This window comes from Nocardioides eburneiflavus (genome assembly GCF_004785795.1).
In the GTDB taxonomy this organism is placed as follows: Bacteria; Actinomycetota; Actinomycetes; order Propionibacteriales; family Nocardioidaceae; genus Nocardioides; species Nocardioides eburneiflavus.
The window spans coordinates 1,081,502-1,101,190 of the sequence record NZ_SRRO01000001.1 but is presented as its reverse complement, the minus strand read 5'-3'; the positions used below and the strand labels follow the sequence as shown (position 1 = coordinate 1,101,190).

Annotated in this window: 16 protein-coding genes; 6 read left to right on the top strand and 10 right to left on the bottom strand. The window is 73.8% G+C overall.

Translation table 11 applies throughout. The features are described 5' to 3' along the window. Window positions 1-22: 22 nt before the first annotated feature. From EXE59_RS05205 to EXE59_RS05180, 6 genes are all read right to left on the bottom strand, one after another. Window positions 23-1,195, bottom strand: a complete 1,173-nt coding sequence (locus EXE59_RS05205) for an acyl-CoA dehydrogenase family protein (protein WP_135837949.1) — start codon at window positions 1,193-1,195, stop codon at window positions 23-25. After that, window positions 1,192-2,913, bottom strand: a complete 1,722-nt coding sequence (locus EXE59_RS05200; protein WP_135837948.1) for an acyclic terpene utilization AtuA family protein — start codon at window positions 2,911-2,913, stop codon at window positions 1,192-1,194. The genes EXE59_RS05205 and EXE59_RS05200 overlap by 4 nt, the downstream gene beginning before the upstream one ends. 64 nt (window positions 2,914-2,977) lie before the next feature. Then, the gene (locus EXE59_RS05195; protein ID WP_135837947.1) at window positions 2,978-3,757 is read right to left on the bottom strand and encodes a TIGR03084 family metal-binding protein; all 780 of its coding nucleotides are present in this window, start codon (window positions 3,755-3,757) and stop codon (window positions 2,978-2,980) included. Then, window positions 3,754-4,377 (bottom strand): TetR/AcrR family transcriptional regulator, encoded by a 624-nt coding sequence (locus EXE59_RS05190; RefSeq protein ID WP_342777189.1) that lies wholly within the window; start codon window positions 4,375-4,377, stop codon window positions 3,754-3,756. Before EXE59_RS05190 ends, EXE59_RS05195 begins: the two co-directional genes overlap by 4 nt. Before the next feature lie 58 nt (window positions 4,378-4,435). Next, the gene (locus EXE59_RS05185; RefSeq protein WP_135837946.1) at window positions 4,436-5,962 is read right to left on the bottom strand and encodes an Ig-like domain-containing protein; all 1,527 of its coding nucleotides are present in this window, start codon (window positions 5,960-5,962) and stop codon (window positions 4,436-4,438) included. 12 nt (window positions 5,963-5,974) lie between these two features. After that, complete coding sequence (locus tag EXE59_RS05180) at window positions 5,975-7,537, bottom strand: AfsR/SARP family transcriptional regulator (RefSeq protein ID WP_135837945.1); 1,563 nt, start codon at window positions 7,535-7,537, stop codon at window positions 5,975-5,977. Window positions 7,538-7,791: 254 nt separating this feature from the next. Between EXE59_RS05180 and EXE59_RS05175 the strand changes: the two genes are divergently transcribed. From EXE59_RS05175 to EXE59_RS05160, 4 genes are all read left to right on the top strand, one after another. Beyond that, window positions 7,792-7,986, top strand: a complete 195-nt coding sequence (locus EXE59_RS05175) for a hypothetical protein (RefSeq protein ID WP_135837944.1) — start codon at window positions 7,792-7,794, stop codon at window positions 7,984-7,986. 88 nt (window positions 7,987-8,074) lie between these two features. Further along, a complete protein-coding gene (locus EXE59_RS05170) occupies window positions 8,075-8,293 on the top strand; it encodes a hypothetical protein (RefSeq protein WP_135837943.1) in 219 nt (72 codons plus the stop codon). A gap of 126 nt (window positions 8,294-8,419) precedes the next feature. Continuing rightward, window positions 8,420-10,714 carry a MinD/ParA family ATP-binding protein gene (locus tag EXE59_RS05165; RefSeq protein WP_135837942.1) on the top strand — a complete coding sequence of 765 codons (2,295 nt, stop codon included), beginning with the start codon at window positions 8,420-8,422 and terminating at the stop codon, window positions 10,712-10,714. After that, entirely contained in the window at window positions 10,711-11,415 is a 705-nt protein-coding gene (locus tag EXE59_RS05160) for a hypothetical protein (protein WP_168218411.1), read from the top strand. The genes EXE59_RS05165 and EXE59_RS05160 overlap by 4 nt, the downstream gene beginning before the upstream one ends. 113 nt (window positions 11,416-11,528) lie before the next feature. On the opposite strand, the gene EXE59_RS05155 is transcribed toward EXE59_RS05160, so the two are convergent. The 4 genes from EXE59_RS05155 to EXE59_RS05140 form a co-directional block, all read right to left on the bottom strand. Further along, window positions 11,529-13,067: a hypothetical protein gene (locus tag EXE59_RS05155; RefSeq protein WP_135837940.1), complete on the bottom strand. Its 1,539-nt coding sequence runs from the start codon at window positions 13,065-13,067 to the stop codon at window positions 11,529-11,531. Continuing rightward, complete coding sequence (locus tag EXE59_RS05150; RefSeq protein ID WP_246056520.1) at window positions 13,051-13,749, bottom strand: ABC transporter ATP-binding protein; 699 nt, start codon at window positions 13,747-13,749, stop codon at window positions 13,051-13,053. The genes EXE59_RS05155 and EXE59_RS05150 overlap by 17 nt, the downstream gene beginning before the upstream one ends. Before the next feature lie 183 nt (window positions 13,750-13,932). Beyond that, window positions 13,933-16,155 (bottom strand): 3-hydroxyacyl-CoA dehydrogenase NAD-binding domain-containing protein, encoded by a 2,223-nt coding sequence (locus EXE59_RS05145; RefSeq protein WP_135837938.1) that lies wholly within the window; start codon window positions 16,153-16,155, stop codon window positions 13,933-13,935. A gap of 205 nt (window positions 16,156-16,360) precedes the next feature. Continuing rightward, the gene (locus EXE59_RS05140) at window positions 16,361-17,572 is read right to left on the bottom strand and encodes an acetyl-CoA C-acetyltransferase (protein WP_135837937.1); all 1,212 of its coding nucleotides are present in this window, start codon (window positions 17,570-17,572) and stop codon (window positions 16,361-16,363) included. 66 nt (window positions 17,573-17,638) lie between these two features. On the opposite strand from EXE59_RS05140, the gene EXE59_RS05135 reads away from it, so the two are divergent. Next, on the top strand, window positions 17,639-18,232 hold the full coding sequence (locus EXE59_RS05135) for a helix-turn-helix domain-containing protein (protein ID WP_135837936.1): 594 nt from the start codon (window positions 17,639-17,641) through the stop codon (window positions 18,230-18,232). A 124-nt stretch (window positions 18,233-18,356) separates the two neighbouring features. Beyond that, window positions 18,357-19,682, top strand: coding sequence for a cation:proton antiporter (locus EXE59_RS05130; RefSeq protein WP_135837935.1), 1,326 nt, complete (start codon window positions 18,357-18,359; stop codon window positions 19,680-19,682). Window positions 19,683-19,689 lie beyond the last annotated feature (7 nt).

The window sequence follows — 19,689 nt, the reverse complement described above, 5'->3', positions numbered from 1 at the left end:
CGAGATTCCTTCTCTGTCGTGGTCATGGGGCGTAGCCCATCAGCTTCGCCGTCAGGTCGCGCAGCACCTCGTCGGCGCCGCCCCCGATCGGCAGGATCCGGGCGTCGCGGTAGTGCCGCTCCACCTCGGACCCGTGCATGTATCCGGAGCCGCCGAAGATCTGGACGGCCCGGTCGCAGACGTACGCCGCGCAGTCGACCGCGGTCTGCTTGGCGAGGCACGCCTCGGCCACGACGAGCTCGCCCGCGACGTGCCGCGCGGCGACGGCGCGCGTGTAGGTCCGCGCCACCTCGACCTGGCGGCGCATCTCCACGAGCGTGTGCTGGACCGTCTGGTTGGCGACGAGCGGCCGGCCGAACGTCTCCCGGTCGCGGGCGTACGCCGCAGCGAGGTCGAGCGACCGCGCGGCGATGCCGTAGCCGTGGACCGCGAGCGCGATCCGCTCGACGACGAACTGGTCGGCGATCTGCCCGAACCCCGACCCCTCCTCGCCGACGAGGTTGGCGACCGGCACGCGGCAGTCGACGTAGGACAGCTCGGCGGTGTCGGAGCAGTGCCAGCCCATCTTGCGCAGGGACCGGTCGACGGTGAGGCCGGGCGTGCCCTTCTCCACGACGAGCAGCGAGATGCCGCTGTGGCCGGGGCCTCCGGTGCGGACCGCGGTCGTGACGAAGTCGGCGCGGACGCCTGAGGTGATGAAGGTCTTGGCGCCGTTGACGACGTAGTGGTCGCCGTCGCGGACCGCGGTCGTCCGCAGCCGCGCGACGTCGGATCCGCCGCCCGGCTCGGTGATCGCGAGCGAGCCGATGAGGTCACCGGCCAACGTGGGGCGCACGAACCGCGCGACCAGGTCGCGGTCACCGCTCGCGGCGATGTGCGGCAGCGCGATGCCGGCGGTGAGCAGGCCCGCCATCAGCCCGCTCGACGCACCCGCCTCGAACATCGCCTCCTGGAGCGCGAGCGAGTCGAGCAGGTCCCCGCCACCGCCGCCGACCTCCTCGGGGAAGGCGACGCCGATGAGCCCGAGATCGCCCGCCGTGCGGTGCAGCTCGCGCGGGATCTCGCCGGCGTCCTCCCACGCCTGCAGGTGCGGCGCGACCTCGCGGCGGACGAACTCCGCCCCGGTGGCCCGCAGTGCGTCACGCTCGGAGGAGCCCGCTGGTTGAGCAGCGAGCGTGTCGAAACCCGGGCTCATGTCAGGCTCACCTCGATCGACACCAGCCGCGATCGCACGAACTCGGCGAGTCCCTTGGCCTGCGGGTCGAACCGGGTCGACGCTGCGACGCCCTCGCCGAGCAGGCCGTGGACGACGAGGTTGACCGCACCGAGGTGCGGCAGCAGCCACACCTCGACGTCGAGGTCGGCGGCCTCGGGCAGCAGCGCGGGGATCCCGCGCGGCGACATCAGCTTGAACAGCCACTGGACCCGGGCGTCGTACGTCTCCCGGTCGCTGCCGTCGTGGGCGACCCAGAGGCCGATGTTGGCGTCACCGCCCTTGTCGCCGGAGCGGGCGTGGACGAACGTGCCCAGCGGCAGGCGGCGGGTGAGGGTGTCGGGGCGCCCGGGGTAGGGCGAGGGGCGCGCGCCGAGTGCCTCGCCGTCGGAGCCGTACGCGCCGGGGTCGGCGACGACCTCACGCCGACCGTCGGCGTGGACGACGGTGTGCGAGACGTCGGCGCGGTCGACGTACGCCGCGCGGTAGACGCCGTAGGGGGTCGCGGGCGCGGGCGGCGCCGTCATCGTGAACCCGGGGTAGGAGCCGAGCGCGAGCTCGACGGCGGCCGCGGTGAACGCGCGGCCCACGGGGTCGGGCGAGGGGTCCTTGACCGTGCAGCGCAGAAGAGAGGAGGCGGCCTCCTCGGTGTCGGCGTCGGCGGGCGGGAGCCGTACGTCCGACCACGTCACCTCGGCCGCCGTGAGCCGCGACCCGAGCTGCTCGCGCACCCAGGCGGCCTTGGCCTCGACGTCCAGGCCCGTGAGCACGAGCTCGACGCTGTTGCGCCAGCCGCCGAGCTCGTTGACGCACACCTTGAGCCGCTCGGGCGGCGCCTCGCCGACGACGCCGCTGATGGCGACGCGGTCCTCGGCCTCCTGCTCGAGGCGGACCGAGTCGAGGTGCACGGTGACGTCGGGGCCGAGGTAGCGCGTGGACTGGATCTCGTAGACCAGCTGCGCGGTGACGGTGTCGACGGTGACCGCGCCGCCGGTGCCGGCGTGCTTGGTGATCACGCTGGACCCGTCGGCGGCGACCTCCGCGACCGGGAAGCCGAGCGGCCGGTCGCGGTGGGGCAGGTCGAGGAAGCCGCTGAAGTTGCCGCCCGTCGCCTGGGTGCCGCACTCGATGACGTGGCCGGCGACGACCGCGCCGGCCAGCGCGTCGTACGCGCTCGCGTCCCACCCGTGGTGCGCGACGGCCGGGCCGACGACGAGCGAGGCGTCGGTGACGCGGCCGGTGACGACCACGTCGGCGCCGGCGGTGAGGGCGGCGGCGATGCCGAACCCGCCGAGGTAGGCGTTGGCGGTGAGCGCGCCCTCCAATCCGTTCCGGCTGGAGAGGTGACGCACGTCGTCACCCTCGACGTGGGCGACCTGCGCGTCGAGCCCGAGCCCCTTCGCGACCTCGCGGACGCGGTCGGCGAGGCCCGCGGGGTTGAGGCCGCCGGCGTTGGCGACGATCCGCACCCCGCGCTCGAGCGCGAGGCCGAGGCAGTCCTCGAGCTGGCGGACGAAGGTGCGGGCGTAGCCGAGTGAGGCGTCCTTGAGCTGGTCCTTGCCGAGGATGAGCATGGTCAGCTCGGCGAGGTAGTCACCGGTCAGGACGTCGAGCTCGCCTTCCTCGAGCATCTCGCGCATCGCGCTCAGCCGGTCGCCGTAGAAGCCCGAGCAGTTGCCGATCCTGATGCTCCTGGTCATCGCGGCGCCCTCCCCCTCCGCTGGTTGAGCAGCGAGCGCAGCGAGCGTGTCGAAACCGAGGCACTCATCGCGGCGCCCTCCCCTCACCGGGCTGGCCGGCGAACGCCTGCGCGATGCCGAGCCAGCGGTCGACGTCGGCGCCGTTGGCGACCAGGTCGGTGTCGGCGCGGTGGACGCGCTGGGTGACGAGCCGGCAGAAGTCGCCGGCGCTGCCGGTCAGCGTCTGGGCGGCGTCCTCGGGACCCCACGACCACACGTCGCCCGACGGCGCGACCAGGTCGACGCGGAACTCCTCGGTCGGCGGCTCGAGGCCGTGCACGGAGAAGGCGAAGTTGCGGGTGCGTACGCCGAGGTGCGCGACGTGGCGGATCCGGTCGGTGTCCTCGACGGCGGCACCGAGGGCTTCGTGGACGTCGAGGCTGTGGGCCCACGTCTCCATCAGCCGGGCGGTCGCCATCGACGTGGGCGACATGGGCGGGCCGAACCACGGCATCTTCTGGCCCTGCGGCATCGCGACGAGCGCGGCGCGGAGCTCGGCGCGGGCGCGACGCCAGCGGCCGAGCAGGTCGGGGTCGCGCGCCACGTCGTGGGCCTGAGCGTCGACGTAGCCCTCCGGGTCGGCGATCGCACCGAGCACGACCGCGTCCCAGGCCTCCTTGTCGGTCGCCGCCTCCAGTGCCACCTCGTCGGTCCAGGCGAGGTGGGCGACCTGGGTCGCGACGTCCCAGCCGGGGGCCGGGGTGGGCGTGCGCCAGCCGTCGTCGTCGAGGCCGGCGACGAGCTGCTCGAGCCGGTCCCCCTCGGCCTCGAGGTCGGCGAGCACCTGGGTCAGCACGTCGGTCATCGGGCGAGCTCCTTGTCCAACACGTCGGCCCACGCGTCGAGGATCCGGCGCCGGCGGACGGTGTCGTCGGTGATCGTCTGCGCCAGGCCGAGCCCGCGCACCAGGTCGAGGGTCGCCTGCACGAGCTCGCGCACGCCCGGCTCGGACTCGTCGGCCCCGAGGGCGGCGACGGTGAGCCGGTGCGTCTCCCGGCCGACGCGCTGCTCCAGCGGCGACACCGCGGCCAGGAGCGCATCGTCGGTGCGGGCGGCGACCCAGAGCTCCAGCGCCGCCGCGAACACCGGGGAGGAGAAGTGGTCGCCCAGCATCCGCAGGACGGCGCTGGTGCGCTTGCTGCCACCGGGAAGCTGCTCCACGGCCTCGGCCAGCTCGGCGCCGCGACGCTCGGTGAGGTGCTCGACCGCCGCGACCACCAGGTCGTTCTTCGTCGGGAAGTGGTGGAGCTGCGCCCCGCGGCTCACCCCCGCCCGCTCGGAGACGAGGGTCGTCGAGGTCCCGGCGAACCCGCGCTCGACCAGCAGCTCGACCGTGGCCTCGAGCAGTCGGGCCCGCATGGCACGGGACCGATCTGCCTGGGGCACGCGCGCGGTCGACGCGGGTGAGCTCTCGACAGGGGTCACGGCGCCAGCCTGCCGCGCCAGAAACAAACAGTCAAGCCTGACTTTTTGTACGGGCGGCTCAGGAGACGGTCATCGGCAGGCAGGGCGGGGGCGTGCCCACCCACAGCTCACCGGGAACGACCTCGGCGCGCCACGAGTAGGTGCCTGCTGCGGGGACGTAGAAGGTGCTCGAGATCGCGCCGTTGCCGAACCTCCTCACCTCGTCGACGTCGATCGACGACCCGCAGCCACCGTCCTGGTAGAGCGTGATCCGCACGTCGACCGGCGCCGGGAAGGGGATGCCGGAGACAGTCGCCGTCGCCGTGACGTTGCCTTTGGCGGCGGGGACCGCAGGCGCCCAGTCGAGCGTGGCGGCCGACTTGGCACGCACCTTGACGACCGCTCCGCAGGAGGCCACCGGCGTGCTGGCGTCGGTCCCGCTGACGACCACGCGCCAGGCGAAGTACCCGCCGCCGGCGGGCGCGACTGCCGGCATCGCATAGGCGCCGTCGGCCGTCACCATCGCCGAGACCTCCGCCGTTGGTGCCGGACTGCAGTGCGCCCCTCCATCCGAGGAGAACGGCCCGTGCAGGGACGCGATGGCCATCCGGTTCGACCCGTCCCCGCCGACCGTCGCCACCACACGGGCTGGGGAACCGACCACCAGCTGGCCGGGATCCGCCGCGATCGAGAGGGTCTGCGTGCCCCGCACCGCGACCCGTGCGCTCGCGACGACGACCCGGCGTACGCCGCCCTCCGCCACGGCCGCCTGACCGCGGCGGTCCGCCCCGCGTACGCGCAGGCGGTGCTCGGGGACCTGGCCCACCCGGGCGACGACCGTGCGCCAGCCGGCGACCGGAGCGGCGAGGCGCACCACGGCGCGTCCGTCGTCACCGGTCACGGCGGCGACCGGCCCGGCGGCCGGCTCGGACGTGCCTCCGTCGGGCGAGGTCACGGTCACGGGCAGGCCAGCGACCGGGCCTCCGTGACCGTCGGTCACGCGCACCGTCACGGCCGTCACCCCGCCGACGTCCGCCGTGGCCGGCACGACGGCCACCCGGTGGCGACCTGCGCTCGCCCGCGAGTCGCGCAGCATCAGGCGTACGTAGCGGCGCACCGTCGCCGGATCGCCGCTCGCGCCGACACGTGCTGCGCCGCGGGCACCACCGAGGCGCCACTCACGGTCACCGAGCAGGTGGAGCACCGCGGCGTCGACCGCGGCTGCCTGCCGCGCCTCCCGGTAGCCGCCGTACTTGGAGAGGATCCACGCGGCACGCTGGGTCTCCCGCCGGGAGGGGCCGCGGCGGCCCGCCAGGTCGTTCGTGGGATCGGCTCGCCGGAAGCCGGCGCGGTTGGGCCGACGCTCCGGGGTGATCACGAAGACGGGCGTCCGGCCGAGCCGGTAGCCACCGATCCAGCCGCCGGCAGCGCGGCCGGTCGAGGGGATCCGGTAGCCCGCCCACCGATCGGCCCGGTCGTTCGCACCGGCGGCGGGGACGACCGGAACGACGACCAGGGTCGCGACCGCGAGCAGCCCCGCGACGAGGCAGGCGAGTGGGCCGGCGAGTGCGCGCGGGGCTGGCGGGGTCGTGCTCGGGCTGGTCATCGCGGTACCTCCTCACCCCACCAGGCCCGGGTCCTGCGTGCCGGGATCGGTGGGTCCGCTCGACGGGCCGGGACGCGTCGGACTGGGTTGCGGGTTGGGTTGCGGGTTGGGTTGCGGACTGGGCTGCTGGGTCGGCTGCTGGGTCGGCTGCTGGGTCGGCTGCGGGGTCGGTTGCGGGGTCGCGGTCACGGTGGGCACCGACATGGGACTTGCAGTGGGGCTGGGAGTCGGCGTGGTCCGTACGCTCGGCTCCGGTGCCGCGACGAGCCCGGACGGCACCTCGGAGACCTCGACCTCGCCGGTCACCGGGGACGCGGTCGGCGAGGTGGCCGACCACTCGTAGGTGCCGCCGTCGAGCCCGGTGACCACCAGCCGCCGGCCGTCCCTGCTGCGGACCAGGACGCTGCGCACGACACTGCTCCCGCTGTCGTCAGCGACCTCGACCCGGACACGGGCCGGGCGCCGGGTGGCCCGTACGACGAAGGCGGCGGCCCCGTCCGCTGCCGCGACCGGACGCACGAGCACCTGTCGGACCGCCTTGGCGACCACCCCACCCGCGGCCTGCTCCTGCGCCGCCATGTCGGGGACCGACGACGGCGGCTCCTGCTCCGCGCCGGGTCCGAGGTTGGCGATCGCGAGCGACGCGGCCATGACGAGGACCGCCCCCGCCGCGAGCCGGGCAGCGGCCGCTCGGGCGGTCAGGCCGGCCGGCCCGGTGGGGGGCGTGGGGTCCGGCGGGGGCGGTGGCTGGGGGGACGACAGCGCGGCACTGCGCGAAGGGGGCTCGACGGTCTCCTGCACCGGCGCCCGACGCTGGGCCGGGACGACCACCGGGACCGCGCGGCCCAGCGGGACGGGAGCCGGGACGGGGACCGGCTCCGGCGCGTCGACCAGCGCGACCAGGGCGGGTGACGGGACGACCCCGAGCTCGACCCGCAGGACCTCGCGATAGCGCTCGAGCTCACGCACGGCCCCGGCCCGGTCGCCCCGGCCGAGGAGCCCGCGGATGACCAGCTCGCTGGCGGACTCGCGCCACGGCTCGATCCGGGCGACCGCGCGCGCGGCGTCCTCGGCGAGCCCGGTGTCGCCGCGCTCGAGCGCACCGCGGGCGAGGTGCTCGAGGGCATCGACGCGCAGCCGCTCGAGCTCGTCGCGCTCGCCCCCGACCCACTCGTCGTACCAGCCGGGCAGCAGCGGTTCCCCCGCCAGCATGGCGAGCAGGGCGGCGCCCGCGCCGGGCTCACCGGCCTGCGCCGCGGATGCCCGGAACACGTGGACGTCGACGACGACGTCCGGGGCGAGGCCGACGCTCGTCCGGTCCGCGACGACGAGCCCCGGGCAGCGGTCGCGGGTCTGCGCGAGCGCCCGCCTGAGGCTCGCGAGGGCGCGGGCGTCGGTGCTCTCGGGCCACAACGTGCCGGCGACCTGGGCCCGCGCCCGGGCGCCGGTCAGGGCGAGCAGGGCGCAGAGCCGCTGCTCGCGCCCCCCGAGCGCGATGCTCTCGCCGTCCTCGACGAGCTCCCACCCGCCGAGGAGGCTCAGGCCACGATCAGTGGCGTGCCTGGTGTCCGGCATGGTCGATCACCGAGATCTCCCTCTCCCTGTCCCGCTGCCACCGATTCGGGCTGCGGGCACTCCCCTGCCGACAGACCTTGGCCGAAGGACACCCCTCCGGGCGGTGCGGAGCCCGGTTATCCCCACGATTGGGGTCGACGTCTGGACCGGTCCCGGTTAGTCCTCGGCCGATCACGCATCGATCACGCGCGAGTCACGCACGGTCCGCTCCGATGTGCCGCCAGACCACCGCACCACGGGGGGAGGTGAACACCATGCGGGAACTCTCATTCGCCGAGCTCGACACCGAGCGCACCGAGCTTCTTCCGACCCGGGAGACGCTGACCTTCGGCAACTACAACTGGGCCAACATCGTGGCGAACAACTCGTCGATGGCCCTCAACGCCGCGTCCCTGTACGCCGTCGCGAACAGCGCCGCCGGCCAGACGATCGTCGTCAACCAGGGCTGACGTCCTCGCGTGGCCTCCCTGCGGAGGGGGAGGCCACGCAGGCGACCCAGCCCTCCGGCCCGACCCGCAGGAGAGGAGGTGAACCGGCATGGTCCGACGACCCGATTTCGTCATGGCCGACCTCGACGCCGAGACGGCCACGCCGTTGCCCCGCCGGGAGACGTTGAGCTGCCAGTTCGCGTGCGTCAACGTCACCAACATCGTGGGCGTCAACCTCGCCCTCGCCGTCAACGCGGCCACGATCAACTCGCAGGCCGAAGCACTCGCCCTGCAGTACCTGGCCTCTGTCCAGACGCAGATGCCGTAGGCGTCGACCGCCCGAGGGACCCGGCGGCGGATGCGTTGCTCTGGCGCATCCGTCGCCGTCACCGACCCGACCAGAGCGAGCACACCCAGAGCACACAGAGCACACCAGAGCGAGCACACCAGAGCGATGGACCTGACGACTGCCGACCACCGGAGGACCGCGCCACCGCCCGCCACCGGGCAGCGGTGGCGTCAGGCGCGCGGCCTGCAGTTCCTGGGTCCGGTCCAGGGCTCGGGCCTCAAGGACCCGGCGTTCCTGGTGCGGCGCGTGGACGACCAGGTGGTGCAGCTGTCCGAGCTGCTGCACCTCGTCGTCCGTGCGGTCGAGCCGCCCCGTCCCGCGGAGCTGGTGGCCGACGACGTGAGCCGGGCGTACGGACGGAACCTGACGGCCGACGGCCTCGCCCACCTCGTGACCACCCGCCTGGAGCCGCTCGGGCTGGTCGTCCCCGACGAGGCGCCGGAACCGACGCGTGCCGTACGGGCGCGACCGCTGCTTGCCCTGACGGCCAAGGGCACGCTGGTGCCGGCGCCGCTGGTCGACCGGGTCGCGGCCTGGCTGGCACCGCTGTTCTGGCCGCCCGTCGTGGTGCTCGCGCTCGTCACGCTGGTCGTCGCCGACGTGGCGCTGCTGACCCGCGGCGACTTCTGGGGTGCGGTGGGCGAGCTCTTCGCGACGCCGACGATCGCCCTCCTCATCTATGCCCTGCTCACGGCCTCGGCCCTCGTGCACGAGCTGGGCCACGCGGCGGCCTGCCGCTACGGCGGGGCGCGGCCGGGCGAGATCGGGTTCGGGCTCTACCTGGTGTTCCCGGCGTTCTACACCGACGTGACCGACTCCTACCGGATCGGCCGGGTGGGCCGGGTCCGCACCGACCTCGGCGGGCTCCACTTCAACGTGCTCACCGTGCTCGTGCTGGCGGGGGCGTACCTCGCCACCGGCAGCGGCATCCTGCTCCTGACCGCCCTCGTGCTCCAGCTGCAGATGCTGCAGCAGCTGATCCCCGTGGTGCGCTTCGACGGCTACTACGTGCTGTCCGACCTCGCCGGCGTACCCGACCTCTTCGCCCGCGTCGGCCCGGTGCTGCGCAGCCTGCGACCCGGGCACCCGGCCGACCCGCGGGTGAGCGAGCTGCGCCCGCGCACGCGTCGCTTCGTGACGGGCTGGGTCCTCGTCGTGGTGCCGCTGCTGGTCGCCGCGATGGGCTGGGCGATCTGGTACCTGCCGGAGTTCCTCGAGCGCGGGCGCGAGGGCGTACGCCTGCAGCAGCTCGTCTTCGACGTCGCATGGCAGCGCCGGGACTGGCCCGCGATGGCCCTGGCCGTGGTGTCGATCGCCCTGCTGCTGCTGCCGATCCTCGGTGCGGCGCTGGCCTTCTGGCGGCTCGGGACCACCCTCGTCCTGCTCGCGCGGGACCGGATCGCGGCCCATGCCCGGGAGCCGTACGAGGACCTGACGGGCCTCGCCACCCTCTCGCCCGACCCTCCCCCGGTGGTCTCGGCGGCCGACTTCACCGACGCGGTGATGTACGCCGCGCCGGCGCCGGTGCCGACGCAGGGCTGGCGCAGCGCCGTCTACCGCGGCAGCGGGCACCTGCTCAATCCGGGGCCGAGCCTGCCGGAGCAGCGGCTGCGCGAGCTCGAGCGGCGGTTGCGCACGCCCGTCGAGGGCTCGCGCCGGGTGGTGGTGATGAGCCGCAAGGGCGGGGTCGGCAAGACGACCATCACCCTCGCGCTCGGCAGCACCTTCGCCCTGCTGCGCGGCGACCGCGTGATCGCCGTCGACGCCAACCCCGACGCGGGCAACCTCGCCCACCGGGTGGCCCCGCCGCACGACCGCACCGTGACGGACGTGCTGCGTGACCTCCACGGCATCGAGACCTACGCCGCGCTGCGCCGCTACACCTCCCAGGCGGTCGAGTCGCGGCTCGAGGTCCTCGCGTCCGACGACGACCCCGGCATCGGGATGGCGCTGGCCCGAGACGACTACCACCGGCTGATCGGGCTGCTCGACCGGTTCTACAACGTGATCCTGCTCGACACCGGCACCGGCATCCTCGACAGCGCCAACCAGGGCCTGCTGACCGAGGCCGACCAGGTCGTGCTGGTCGTGCGGGCCGGGCTCGACGGCGGGCGGGCGGGTGCGCTGACGCTGGACTGGATGGACCAGCACGGGTTCGAGGACCTCGTGGCGCGGACCGTGGTCGTGGTCAACGCCGAGCGGCGCGGCAGCGAGCCACCGGAGCCGATGCGGCGGCACTTCGAGAAGCGGTGCGCCCGGGTCGTCACGGTCCCGTGGGACGACGCGCTCGAGCCGGGCGCGCTCACCGACATGTCGTCCCTGCACCGGCGCACCCGGGACGCGCTGGTCGACATCGCGGCCGCGGTGGCCGACAACTTCTCCGTCGGTGGCTCGCCGTGACCCCGCGCGCAGCGGCCGTCCACGCCGTCGTGGCGGTGCTGCTGCTGGCCGGCGCGGCGGACGCGCGACCGGGCGGGTCGGGTGGGTCGGGGGCCGAGCGACGTGACCTCGACGTGGTCGCCAGCGCCCAGCCCAGCGACCAGCGGCGCGAGGACCGCGAACTAGTCGTCAGGGAGGTCACGGTCCGCAACGCCGCCCTGAAGGCCGACGCCGTGGCCACGACCACGACGGCCTGCCACACCTGCCGCGGCGAGAGCGCGGTGCTGCAGGTGCTCTACGTGCCCGGTCCCGCGTCCGCGCGTTTCGACAACGTGGCGTCGGCCTGGACGCAGGACTGCTGGGACTGCACCGCGACGGCGCTCGCGGTGCAGGTCGTCGTCATCGGCCCCGGCACCCGCGCCCGCCCCACCAACCGGGCGCTGGCGGTCGGCGACGCCTGCGCGACCTGCCGGACCGCGACGGCCGCCTTCCAGGTCGTGGTCCAGGTGGACGCGGTCGGTCGCCTCCCGGACCCGGCCCTCGCCGAGGTCGCTGCGTGGTTCGAGGCCGAGGCCGCGCTGCTGCGCACCGCCGTCCAGGCACCCGCTGCGCGTCGCCGCGCGGAGCGGGTCGCCGTACGCTCTCTCGACGACCTGCGCCGTCTCGCGGTCCGCTCGCTCGGCGGGCGGGCCCGGTCCGCCAGGGTGGCGGTCACCCGCTGAGCCGCGACCCGGCCCCGCCCAGCCCCGCAGCGCCGGCGTCATACGAAGCCGTACGCATGGGTGCCGCATGGGTGCCGGTCCGTATGACGCTCGACGGGCCCCGCGGACAGATCTCAGACGGCTGCGACCGTCAGCACGACCCGCGCCCGCTCGTCCCCGACGAGCCAGCGGCGACGGGCGCGTACGAGCCGTCGCGTCGACCACGCCAGAAACGGCAGCGCGGCGGCGGCCGGGACCCACGCCCACGGGACCGCGGAGAGGCCGGTGAAGAGCAGCGCGGTCAGGGTGGTGACGACCGAGAGCCGTCCGGCGTAGCCGGCCATCGCGGCGTGCGGCGCGGGCGTCGCGCGCGGCGAGGACAGGTCGACGCCGTACGGCGAGCGCACCGACCAGGTCATCACGATCGCCAGGACCTGCACGACCACCACGAGCCAGCACGACAGCACCGCGACCCCGACGACCACCGGAGGCAGCCCGTTGCGCAGCAGCGCGAGCACGACCGTGATCCCGGAGACGACCGCCATGCACTCGGCGACGACGAGGGTGCGTACGTCGAACACGTCGGCCGACGAGACCGGCAGCGTCTCGCGCCAGACCATCCCCTTGCCGTCGAGGCACCAGGCGTTGACGGCGAAGAGCAGCGCGGCACCGCTCGCGGTGAGTCCCGGCAGCACCATCACCGAGCTCCACTCGAGCCCGGCGACCAGCGCGACCAGGCCCGGTCCGAGGCCCAGCACCATCAACCCGCGACGCATGCCGACCGAGCGCCACACCGAGTCGCGGTCGAGACGCCGCAGCAGCGCCCGGTCGGGCGACCCCCAGCGCGGCTCGGGGGCGTGGCGGGCCTCGTGCACGCCGGACTGCACGCGCAGCTCCTCGCGCGGCGGCAGGCCCAGCGCCCACCTGGCGGGCGTGGCGCCGACCACGACCCCCACGACGGCGAGAGCGAGCAGGAGGACCACGACGAGCGGCCAGTCCGAGGTCTGCGCCGTCGCCGCGACCCACGTCGTCGGCAGGGACCGTACGAGCGCACCGAGCAGCCCGGCGAGGTGGAGGCAGGCCAGCACCGCCACGACCGCTCCACCGACCGACCGTACGACGAGCACGCCGTGCGGCGTGCGGCGTACGCCCTCGACCGCCCAGCCGGCCGCCTGCCCGAGCGCGGTCGCCGCGAGGACCCACGCGAGCACGACGACCTGCGCGCCCAGCAGGCCGCCGGACGGGGCGACCAGTGCCGTCACCGCGAGCAGGCCCCACACCTGGACCAGCCAGGCGAGGTTGACCGGGGCGAGGAGGAGCGCGCCGAGGTGCTCGGTCACGGCGCTGATCGGGTGCACGGCCGCCTCATTGCGCGACAGGAGCTCGCGGCCGCCGCCGCTGCCCATGGCGGAGCTGATGGCGAGCAGCAGGAAGCCGGCGAACGCCGCGCCGAGGTTGCCCTGGACCGTGGCCAGCGCGCGCTCCACGGCGGGCGAGCCGACGGACCCGACGTCGAAGCCGCTCGGGGCGAGGGCGAAGGCGGCCGTCAGCGCGAGCACCACGGCGAGGCCGAAGGCGCTGGCCCGACGGCGGCGTACGGTCCGCGCGCGGAAGCCGAGGAGGTGCCCGGTGTCGCGCGCGGCGTCGACCCAGTGGTCAGTCGAGGAGCGCACGGTAGGCCTCGCCGGTGAGCTCGCCCGCCTGCATCGCGGCGACGCGGTTGCCGCCGCGCAGGACGACGGCTTCTCCGCAGGCCTCGAGCGCGAGGTCGCGCAGGTGGGTGGACAGCAGCACGCACGCGCCGCGGGCGCGGGCGTCGGCGACCACCTCGAGCGTCGCGTCGACGCCGATCGGGTCGACGCCGTCGAACGGTTCGTCGAGCAGCAGGACCGCGGGCTCGTGGAGGGACGCCAGGACGACGCTGAGGCGGCGGCTCATGCCGTGGCTGAAGCCGCCGACCACGCGGTGGGCGACGTCGCCGAGCTCGAAGCGCTCGAGGAGGTCGCGGCCGCGCTCCTCCCAGTCGGGCATCCGGCGCAGGCGTGCGCTGAGCTGGAGGTGCTCCCACGGCGTGGCCCGCGGCACGAGGCCGCCGACGTCGGGGCAGTAGCCCACGGACCGCTTGACGCCGAGCGCGTCGGTGGCGGCGTCGTGGCCCGCGACGGTCACCTCCCCGGCGGTCGGCGGGACCACGCCGGCGAGGACCTTCATCGTGGTCGACTTGCCGGCACCGTTGCGCCCGAGCAGCGCGGTCGCCTGCCCGGCCTCGGCGGTGAGGTCGACGCCGGCGACGGCCTCGACGTCGCCGAAGCGGACGTGGAGGCCGCGCACGACGACAGCGGGGGTCTGGGTCACCTCACGATTCTCGCCGAGGCGGCGCATCCTCGCCCCGGAAACGCGTCGAGTCGGCGCATCCTCGCCCCGGACACGCGTCGAGTCGGCGCATCCTGCGTCAGGATGCGCCGACTCGATGGGGCTATGCCGTCAGGATGCGCCGACTCGATGGAGCTGAGCCGTCAGGACGCGCCGACTCGACGGTCAGGCAGGGAAGGACTCGCCCTTCGCGGCCAGCTCGCGCAGGTACGCCGTGGGGCGGAACCGCTCGCCGTACGTGTCCGCGAGCTCGTCGGCCCGGGCCAGGAAGGCGTCCAGCCCGACCGGTCCGGTTCCGTGGCCGGTCTCGTCGAGCGCCTGCCAGCCGGTCATGAACTGGGCGGCACCGCCGGTGAGCGCGGGGAAGCCGATGCCCATGATCGAGCCGATGTTGGCCGCCGCGGCAGAGGTGATGACGCCCTCCTCGAGGCACTTCGCGGTCTCGAGCGCCTCGATGAACAGCATCCGGTCGCGGACGTCGCGGATCGGGATCTGCTGCTTCGCCACGGGGAACGTCTCGGCGAGCCCGGGCCACAGCGTCGTACGCCGGCCGTCCTCGTCGTAGTCGTAGAAGCCGGCGCCCATGAGCCGGGACGGCCGCCCGAGGCCGATCATGGTCGCGATGACCTCGCCGGCCGGGTAGTCGCCGAGGTCGATGCCCTCGCGCTCGGCGGCGTCCTCGGTGGCCTTGCGGATCTTGGCCATCAGCTCCATGTTGAGCTCGTCGCTGATCTGCAGCGGCCCCACCGGGAAGCCGGCCGAGGTGGCCGCGCGCTCCAGCGAGACCGGGTGCACGCCCTCGGCGAGCATCGCGAGGCCCTCGTTGATCTGGGTGCCGATGACGCGCGAGGTGTAGAAGCCGCGCGAGTCGTTGACGACGATCGGCGTCTTGCGGATCTGCTGCACGACGTCGTACGCCTTGGCGAGCGCGGCGTCGGAGGTCTCCGCGCCGCGGATGATCTCGACGAGCGGCATCTTGTAGACGGGGCTGAAGAAGTGCAGGCCGATGAAGTCGGCCGGGCGGTCCACGCCGGTGGCGAGCTCGGTGATCGGCAGGGTCGAGGTGTTGGAGCACAGCAGCGCGTCGGCGTCGACGTGGGGCGCCACCTCGGCGAAGACCTTGGCCTTGAGCGAGGGGTCCTCGAAGACGGCCTCGATGACCAGGTCGCAGCCGGCGAGGTCGGCGGCGTCGGCGGTCGGCGTGATCCGCGCGAGCAGCTCGTCGGCCTTGTCCTGGGTCATCTTGCCGCGCTCGACGCCCTTCGCGTTGAGCTTCGCGGTGTACGCCTTGCCGCGCTCCGCCGCCTCGAACGAGACGTCCTTGAGCACGACCTGCATGCCCGCACGGGCACAGGAGTAGGCGATCCCGGCGCCCATCATCCCGGCGCCGAGCACCGCCACCTTCGTCGCCTGCCACCGCTCGATGCCCTGGGGCCTCAGGGACCCGGAGTTGATCGCCTGCAGGTCGAAGAAGAACGCCTGGATCATGTTCTTGGCCTGCTGGTTGACCACCAGGTTGGTGAAGTAGCGGCTCTCGATGCGCGACGCGGTGTCGAAGTCGACCTGCGCGCCCTCCACGGCCGCGCTCATGATCGCCCGCGGCGCGGGGTAGACCGCGCCCTTGGTCTGCTTGCGCAGCAGCGCCGGGAAGGCCGGCAGGAACTGCGCGAGCGCCGGCGTCCTCGGGGTGCCGCCGGGCATCTTGTAGCCGGCGCGGTCCCACGGGTTCGACGCTGCGTCCTCGTCGTCCTTGTGCTCGAGGATCCACGCCTTCGCCGCAGGCACGAGCTCCTCGCGGGTGGGCACGACCTCGTCGATGAGCCCCTTGGCCAGCGCCCCCTGCGGGTCGAACTGGGTGCCGGGCATGAGGACGTCCATCAGCGCGGACTGGAGACCGAGCATGCGTACGACCCGGGTGACGCCGCCGCCGCCTGGAAGCAGGCCGAGGGTGGCCTCGGGCAGGCCGATCTTGACCGAGCGGTCGTCGACGGCGATGCGCCGGTTGGCCGCCAGCGCGATCTCGAGGCCGCCGCCGAGCGCCGCGCCGTTGATCGCCGCGACGACCGGGCGCGGGAAGGTCTCGAGCCGGCGCAGGCTGGACTTGACCGCCTCGCCCATCGCGAAGATCTCGTCGGCGTCGTCGGGGGTCGCCTTCATCATGCTCTTGAGGTTGCCGCCGGCGAAGAAGGTCTTCTTCGCGCTGGCCAGGACGACGCCGGTGACGTCGTCGACCTCGTCGTGGAGCCGCTGGACGGCGGCCTCCATCGACGACTGGTAGAGCTCGTTCATGGTGTTGGCGCTGGCCGTCGGGTCGTCGAGGGTCAGCGTGACGATGCCGTCGGCGTCGCGGTCGTAGCGGACCGCGGTCAGGGTGTCAGTGGAAGTCATGTGGTTCCTTTGAGTTCTCTCGCCCGCCGGTTGAGCAGGTCGCGCAGCGACCGTGTCGAGACCAAGGGGATCTGAAGTTCGTGTGCTGGGGCTGCTTGTCGTCTGATCGGGTTTCGACACGCTCGGTCCGGGCTTCGCAGGCTCAGCCCGGCTCGCTGCTCAACCACCGATGACGGGGTCGGAGCTGGTCACGGCGCTTCGCGCCTCAGACCAGCTCCACCACCGTCGCGATCCCCATGCCACCGCCGACGCAGAGCGTGGCGAGGCCGAGCTTCTGGTCGCGGCGGGCGAGCTCGTCGACGAGGGTGCCGAGGATCATCGCGCCGGTGGCGCCGAGCGGGTGGCCCATGGCGATGGCGCCGCCGTTGACGTTGGTGACGTCGTGGCTGATGCCCATGTCGCGCATGAAGCGCATCGCGACGGCGGCGAACGCCTCGTTGATCTCCCACAGGTCGATGTCGTCGACCTCCAGGCCGGCGCGGGCGAGCGCCTTGCGGGCGGCGGGCGCGGGGCCGGTGAGCATGATCGTCGGGTCGGCGCCGGACACGGCGGTCGAGATGATCCGCGCGCGCGGCGTCAGCCCGAGCGACGTACCGATCTCCTCGGTGCCGATCGCCATCACAGCGGCACCGTCGACGATGCCCGACGAGTTGCCGGCGTGGTGGACGTGGTCGATCGCGGGGATCCAGTGGTACTTCTCCAGCGCCACGTCGTCGAAGCCGGCGTCGCGGCCGATCTGGGCGAACGACGGCTTGAGCCCCGCGAGGCCCTCGACGGAGGTGTCGGGGCGTACGGTCTCGTCGCGGTCGAGCACGGTCACGCCGCTGAGGTCCTTGACCGGGACGACGGCGTCGTCGAAGTAGCCGTTGGCCCACGCCTTCGCGGCGCGGTGGTGGGACTCGGCGGCGTACGCGTCGACGTCCTGGCGGTTCCAGCCCTCGATCGTGGCGATGAGGTCGGCGCCGATGCCCTGCGGCACGAAGCCGGTCTCCAGCGCGGTGGCCGGGTCCATCGCCCACGCGCCGCCGTCGCTGCCCATCGGCACCCGGCTCATCGACTCGACGCCGCCGGCGATGACGAGGTCCTCGAAGCCCGACCGGACGCGCTGCGCGGCCTGGTTGACCGCCTCCAGCCCGGAGGCGCAGAAGCGGTTGAGCTGCACGCCGGCGACGGTCTCGGGATAGCCGGCCTTGAGCGCAGCGGTCTTGGCGATGTCGCCGCCCTGGTCACCGATGGGGGTCACGACGCCGAGCACGACGTCGTCGACGCGGGCCGGGTCGAGCGTGGGGTTGCGGGTCTTGAGCTCGTCGAGGAGTCCGACGACCAGGTCCACGGGCTTCACCTCGTGCAGCGAGCCGACGGCCTTGCCGCGGCCGCGAGGTGTGCGGATGTGGTCGTAGACGAATGCTTCTGCCATGCCCCCGATTGTGACACCATTACTGTCACAGTCCAACAGGTGTGGCGCGCGTCACGAGGAGGAGATGTGGAGACCGAGCTGCTCACGCTGGACGAGCTGACGGAGCGTACGGGCGTGAGCGCGCGCAACGTGCGCTTCTACGCCTCCCGCGGCCTGGTCCCGGCACCGGTGCGTCGCGGCCGCTCGGGCTACTACGGCCCCGACCACGTCGCCCGCCTCGAGCTGGTCCGCGAGCTGCAGGGCCACGGGTTCACGCTGTCGGCCATCGAGAAGTACGTCGAGCAGATCCCCGCCACCGCCACCCCGTCCGACATCGCCCGCCACCTCTCGCTGCTCGCGCCCGTGACCGGCGACCGCGACGTCGACGTGTCGGGCAACCTGTCCGGGATGGGCATCTCGCCCGAGGCCGCGCAGGCGGTCGCCGAGGTCTACGCCGCGCACGGCCGGCAGGTCGCCGAGGAGCTCTCCGAGATCGTCCGCACCAAGGTGTGGCCGCAGTTCCGCGAGGCCGGCTACACCGCCGAGCAGCTGCGCGAGTTCGTCCACCGGCTCAAGCCGCTGACGATCGCGGGGCTCGTCACGGCCTACGAGCAGGCGATCGACGAGAGCCAGGCGGAGTTCGCCGCGCGGCGTCCGCGGAGCAGGCAGTCCTCGCCCTGACGACATGCGGTGCCCGCGGGTGGCGTACGTCTCCCCGCGTCCCGCCCACCCGGGTGTCGCCCGCGCCACCGGGCCGGTGGAAGGCTGGTGAGGTGCCGGCACCCCACGATCTCCCGCGCCTTCGATGACCGGAGGCGCGGTCTACCTCATCCTCGGGCTGTCGCTGCTGCTGGCGACGCTCCTGCCGCACGTCACCCGACGGGTGGCGCTGTCGCCCCCCATCGTCCTGGTCGGGGTCGGTCTGGCCATCGGCCTGCTGCCCCTCTCGGACGAGGTGAGCCTGCAGCCGGAGGACAACCGCGAGCTGATCACCCACGTCACCGAGTTCACCGTCCTGGTCTCCCTGATGGGCGTCGGGCTGGCGATCGACCGGATCCTCGAGCTGAGGTCGTGGGCGTCGTGGCGCACCTGGTCGCCGGTCTGGCGGATGCTGCTGGTCGCCATGCCGCTGACGATCCTCGGCACGATGCTGCTCGGCTGGTGGGTGGCCGGGCTGGCACCGGCGGTCGCCCTGCTGCTGGGCGCCGTGCTCGCCCCGACCGACCCGGTGCTCGCCTCCGACGTGCAGGTGGGCGAGCCGCTCACCGAGGACGTGGCCGCCGCGGAGGCGGAGGACGGCGAGGAGCAGGAGGACGACGACATCCGCTTCGCCCTCACCGCGGAGGCGGGACTCAACGACGGCCTCGCGTTCCCCTTCGTGCACCTCGCCCTCCTGCTGCTGGCCGGCGGCTTCGGGCTCGCCGAGACCGGGACCTGGCTCGGCTGGTACGTCGTGGGCAAGATCGCCGTCGGGCTCGCCGTGGGACTCGCGGCCGGGTGGCTGCTGGGACGACAGGCCTTCCACGCCCGCAACGAGAACCTGCGGCTGGCGGACGCGGGCGAACCGCTGCTGGCGGTCGCGGCCCTGCTCGCGTCGTACGGCGCCGCGGAGCTCGTCGGCGGCTACGGCTTCCTCGCGGTCTTCGCCTGCGCCATCCGGCTGCGCTCCGCCGACCGCGATCACTCCTACCACCGGGCGATGCACGGCGTGGTCGAGCGCCTCGAGCGCCTCATGACCCTCCTGATCCTGCTGGTGCTCGGCATGGCGATGACCCGCGGCCTGCTGGAGCACCTGGACTGGCGTGGCGTCCTCGTGGCGCTCGCGCTCGTGCTGGTGGTGCGCCCGCTCGCCGGCTACGTCGCCCTGGCCGTGCTCGCCCGCGACGAGCACGCGGAGGGCGGCCTGGACCGCGGGGAGATCGCCGCTGTGGCGTTCTTCGGCGTGCGCGGCGTGGGCTCGCTCTTCTACCTCGGGTACGCCGTCACCCACGAGCACGTGCCCGACGAGCCGTGGCTGTGGTCGACCGTCGCGTTCACCGTGATCGTCTCGGTGGTGCTGCACGGGGTGTCGGCGACTCCTGCGATGGCCCGCCTCGACGCGCGCAGGAGGGGATCCGCCACCGCCGGATGAGGCGGGC

Coding starts and splice junctions, on each gene's coding strand:
- EXE59_RS05170 (WP_135837943.1), top strand. CDS start 8,075: ATGGTCCGACGACCCGATTTCGTCATGGCCGACCTCGACGCCGAGACG.
- EXE59_RS05205 (WP_135837949.1), bottom strand. CDS start 1,195: ATGAGCCCGGGTTTCGACACGCTCGCTGCTCAACCAGCGGGCTCCTCC.
- EXE59_RS05200 (WP_135837948.1), bottom strand. CDS start 2,913: ATGACCAGGAGCATCAGGATCGGCAACTGCTCGGGCTTCTACGGCGAC.
- EXE59_RS05140 (WP_135837937.1), bottom strand. CDS start 17,572: ATGGCAGAAGCATTCGTCTACGACCACATCCGCACACCTCGCGGCCGC.
- EXE59_RS05145 (WP_135837938.1), bottom strand. CDS start 16,155: ATGACTTCCACTGACACCCTGACCGCGGTCCGCTACGACCGCGACGCC.
- EXE59_RS05180 (WP_135837945.1), bottom strand. CDS start 7,537: ATGCCGGACACCAGGCACGCCACTGATCGTGGCCTGAGCCTCCTCGGC.
- EXE59_RS05165 (WP_135837942.1), top strand. CDS start 8,420: ATGGACCTGACGACTGCCGACCACCGGAGGACCGCGCCACCGCCCGCC.
- EXE59_RS05185 (WP_135837946.1), bottom strand. CDS start 5,962: ATGACCAGCCCGAGCACGACCCCGCCAGCCCCGCGCGCACTCGCCGGC.
- EXE59_RS05175 (WP_135837944.1), top strand. CDS start 7,792: ATGCGGGAACTCTCATTCGCCGAGCTCGACACCGAGCGCACCGAGCTT.
- EXE59_RS05195 (WP_135837947.1), bottom strand. CDS start 3,757: ATGACCGACGTGCTGACCCAGGTGCTCGCCGACCTCGAGGCCGAGGGG.
- EXE59_RS05130 (WP_135837935.1), top strand. CDS start 18,357: ATGACCGGAGGCGCGGTCTACCTCATCCTCGGGCTGTCGCTGCTGCTG.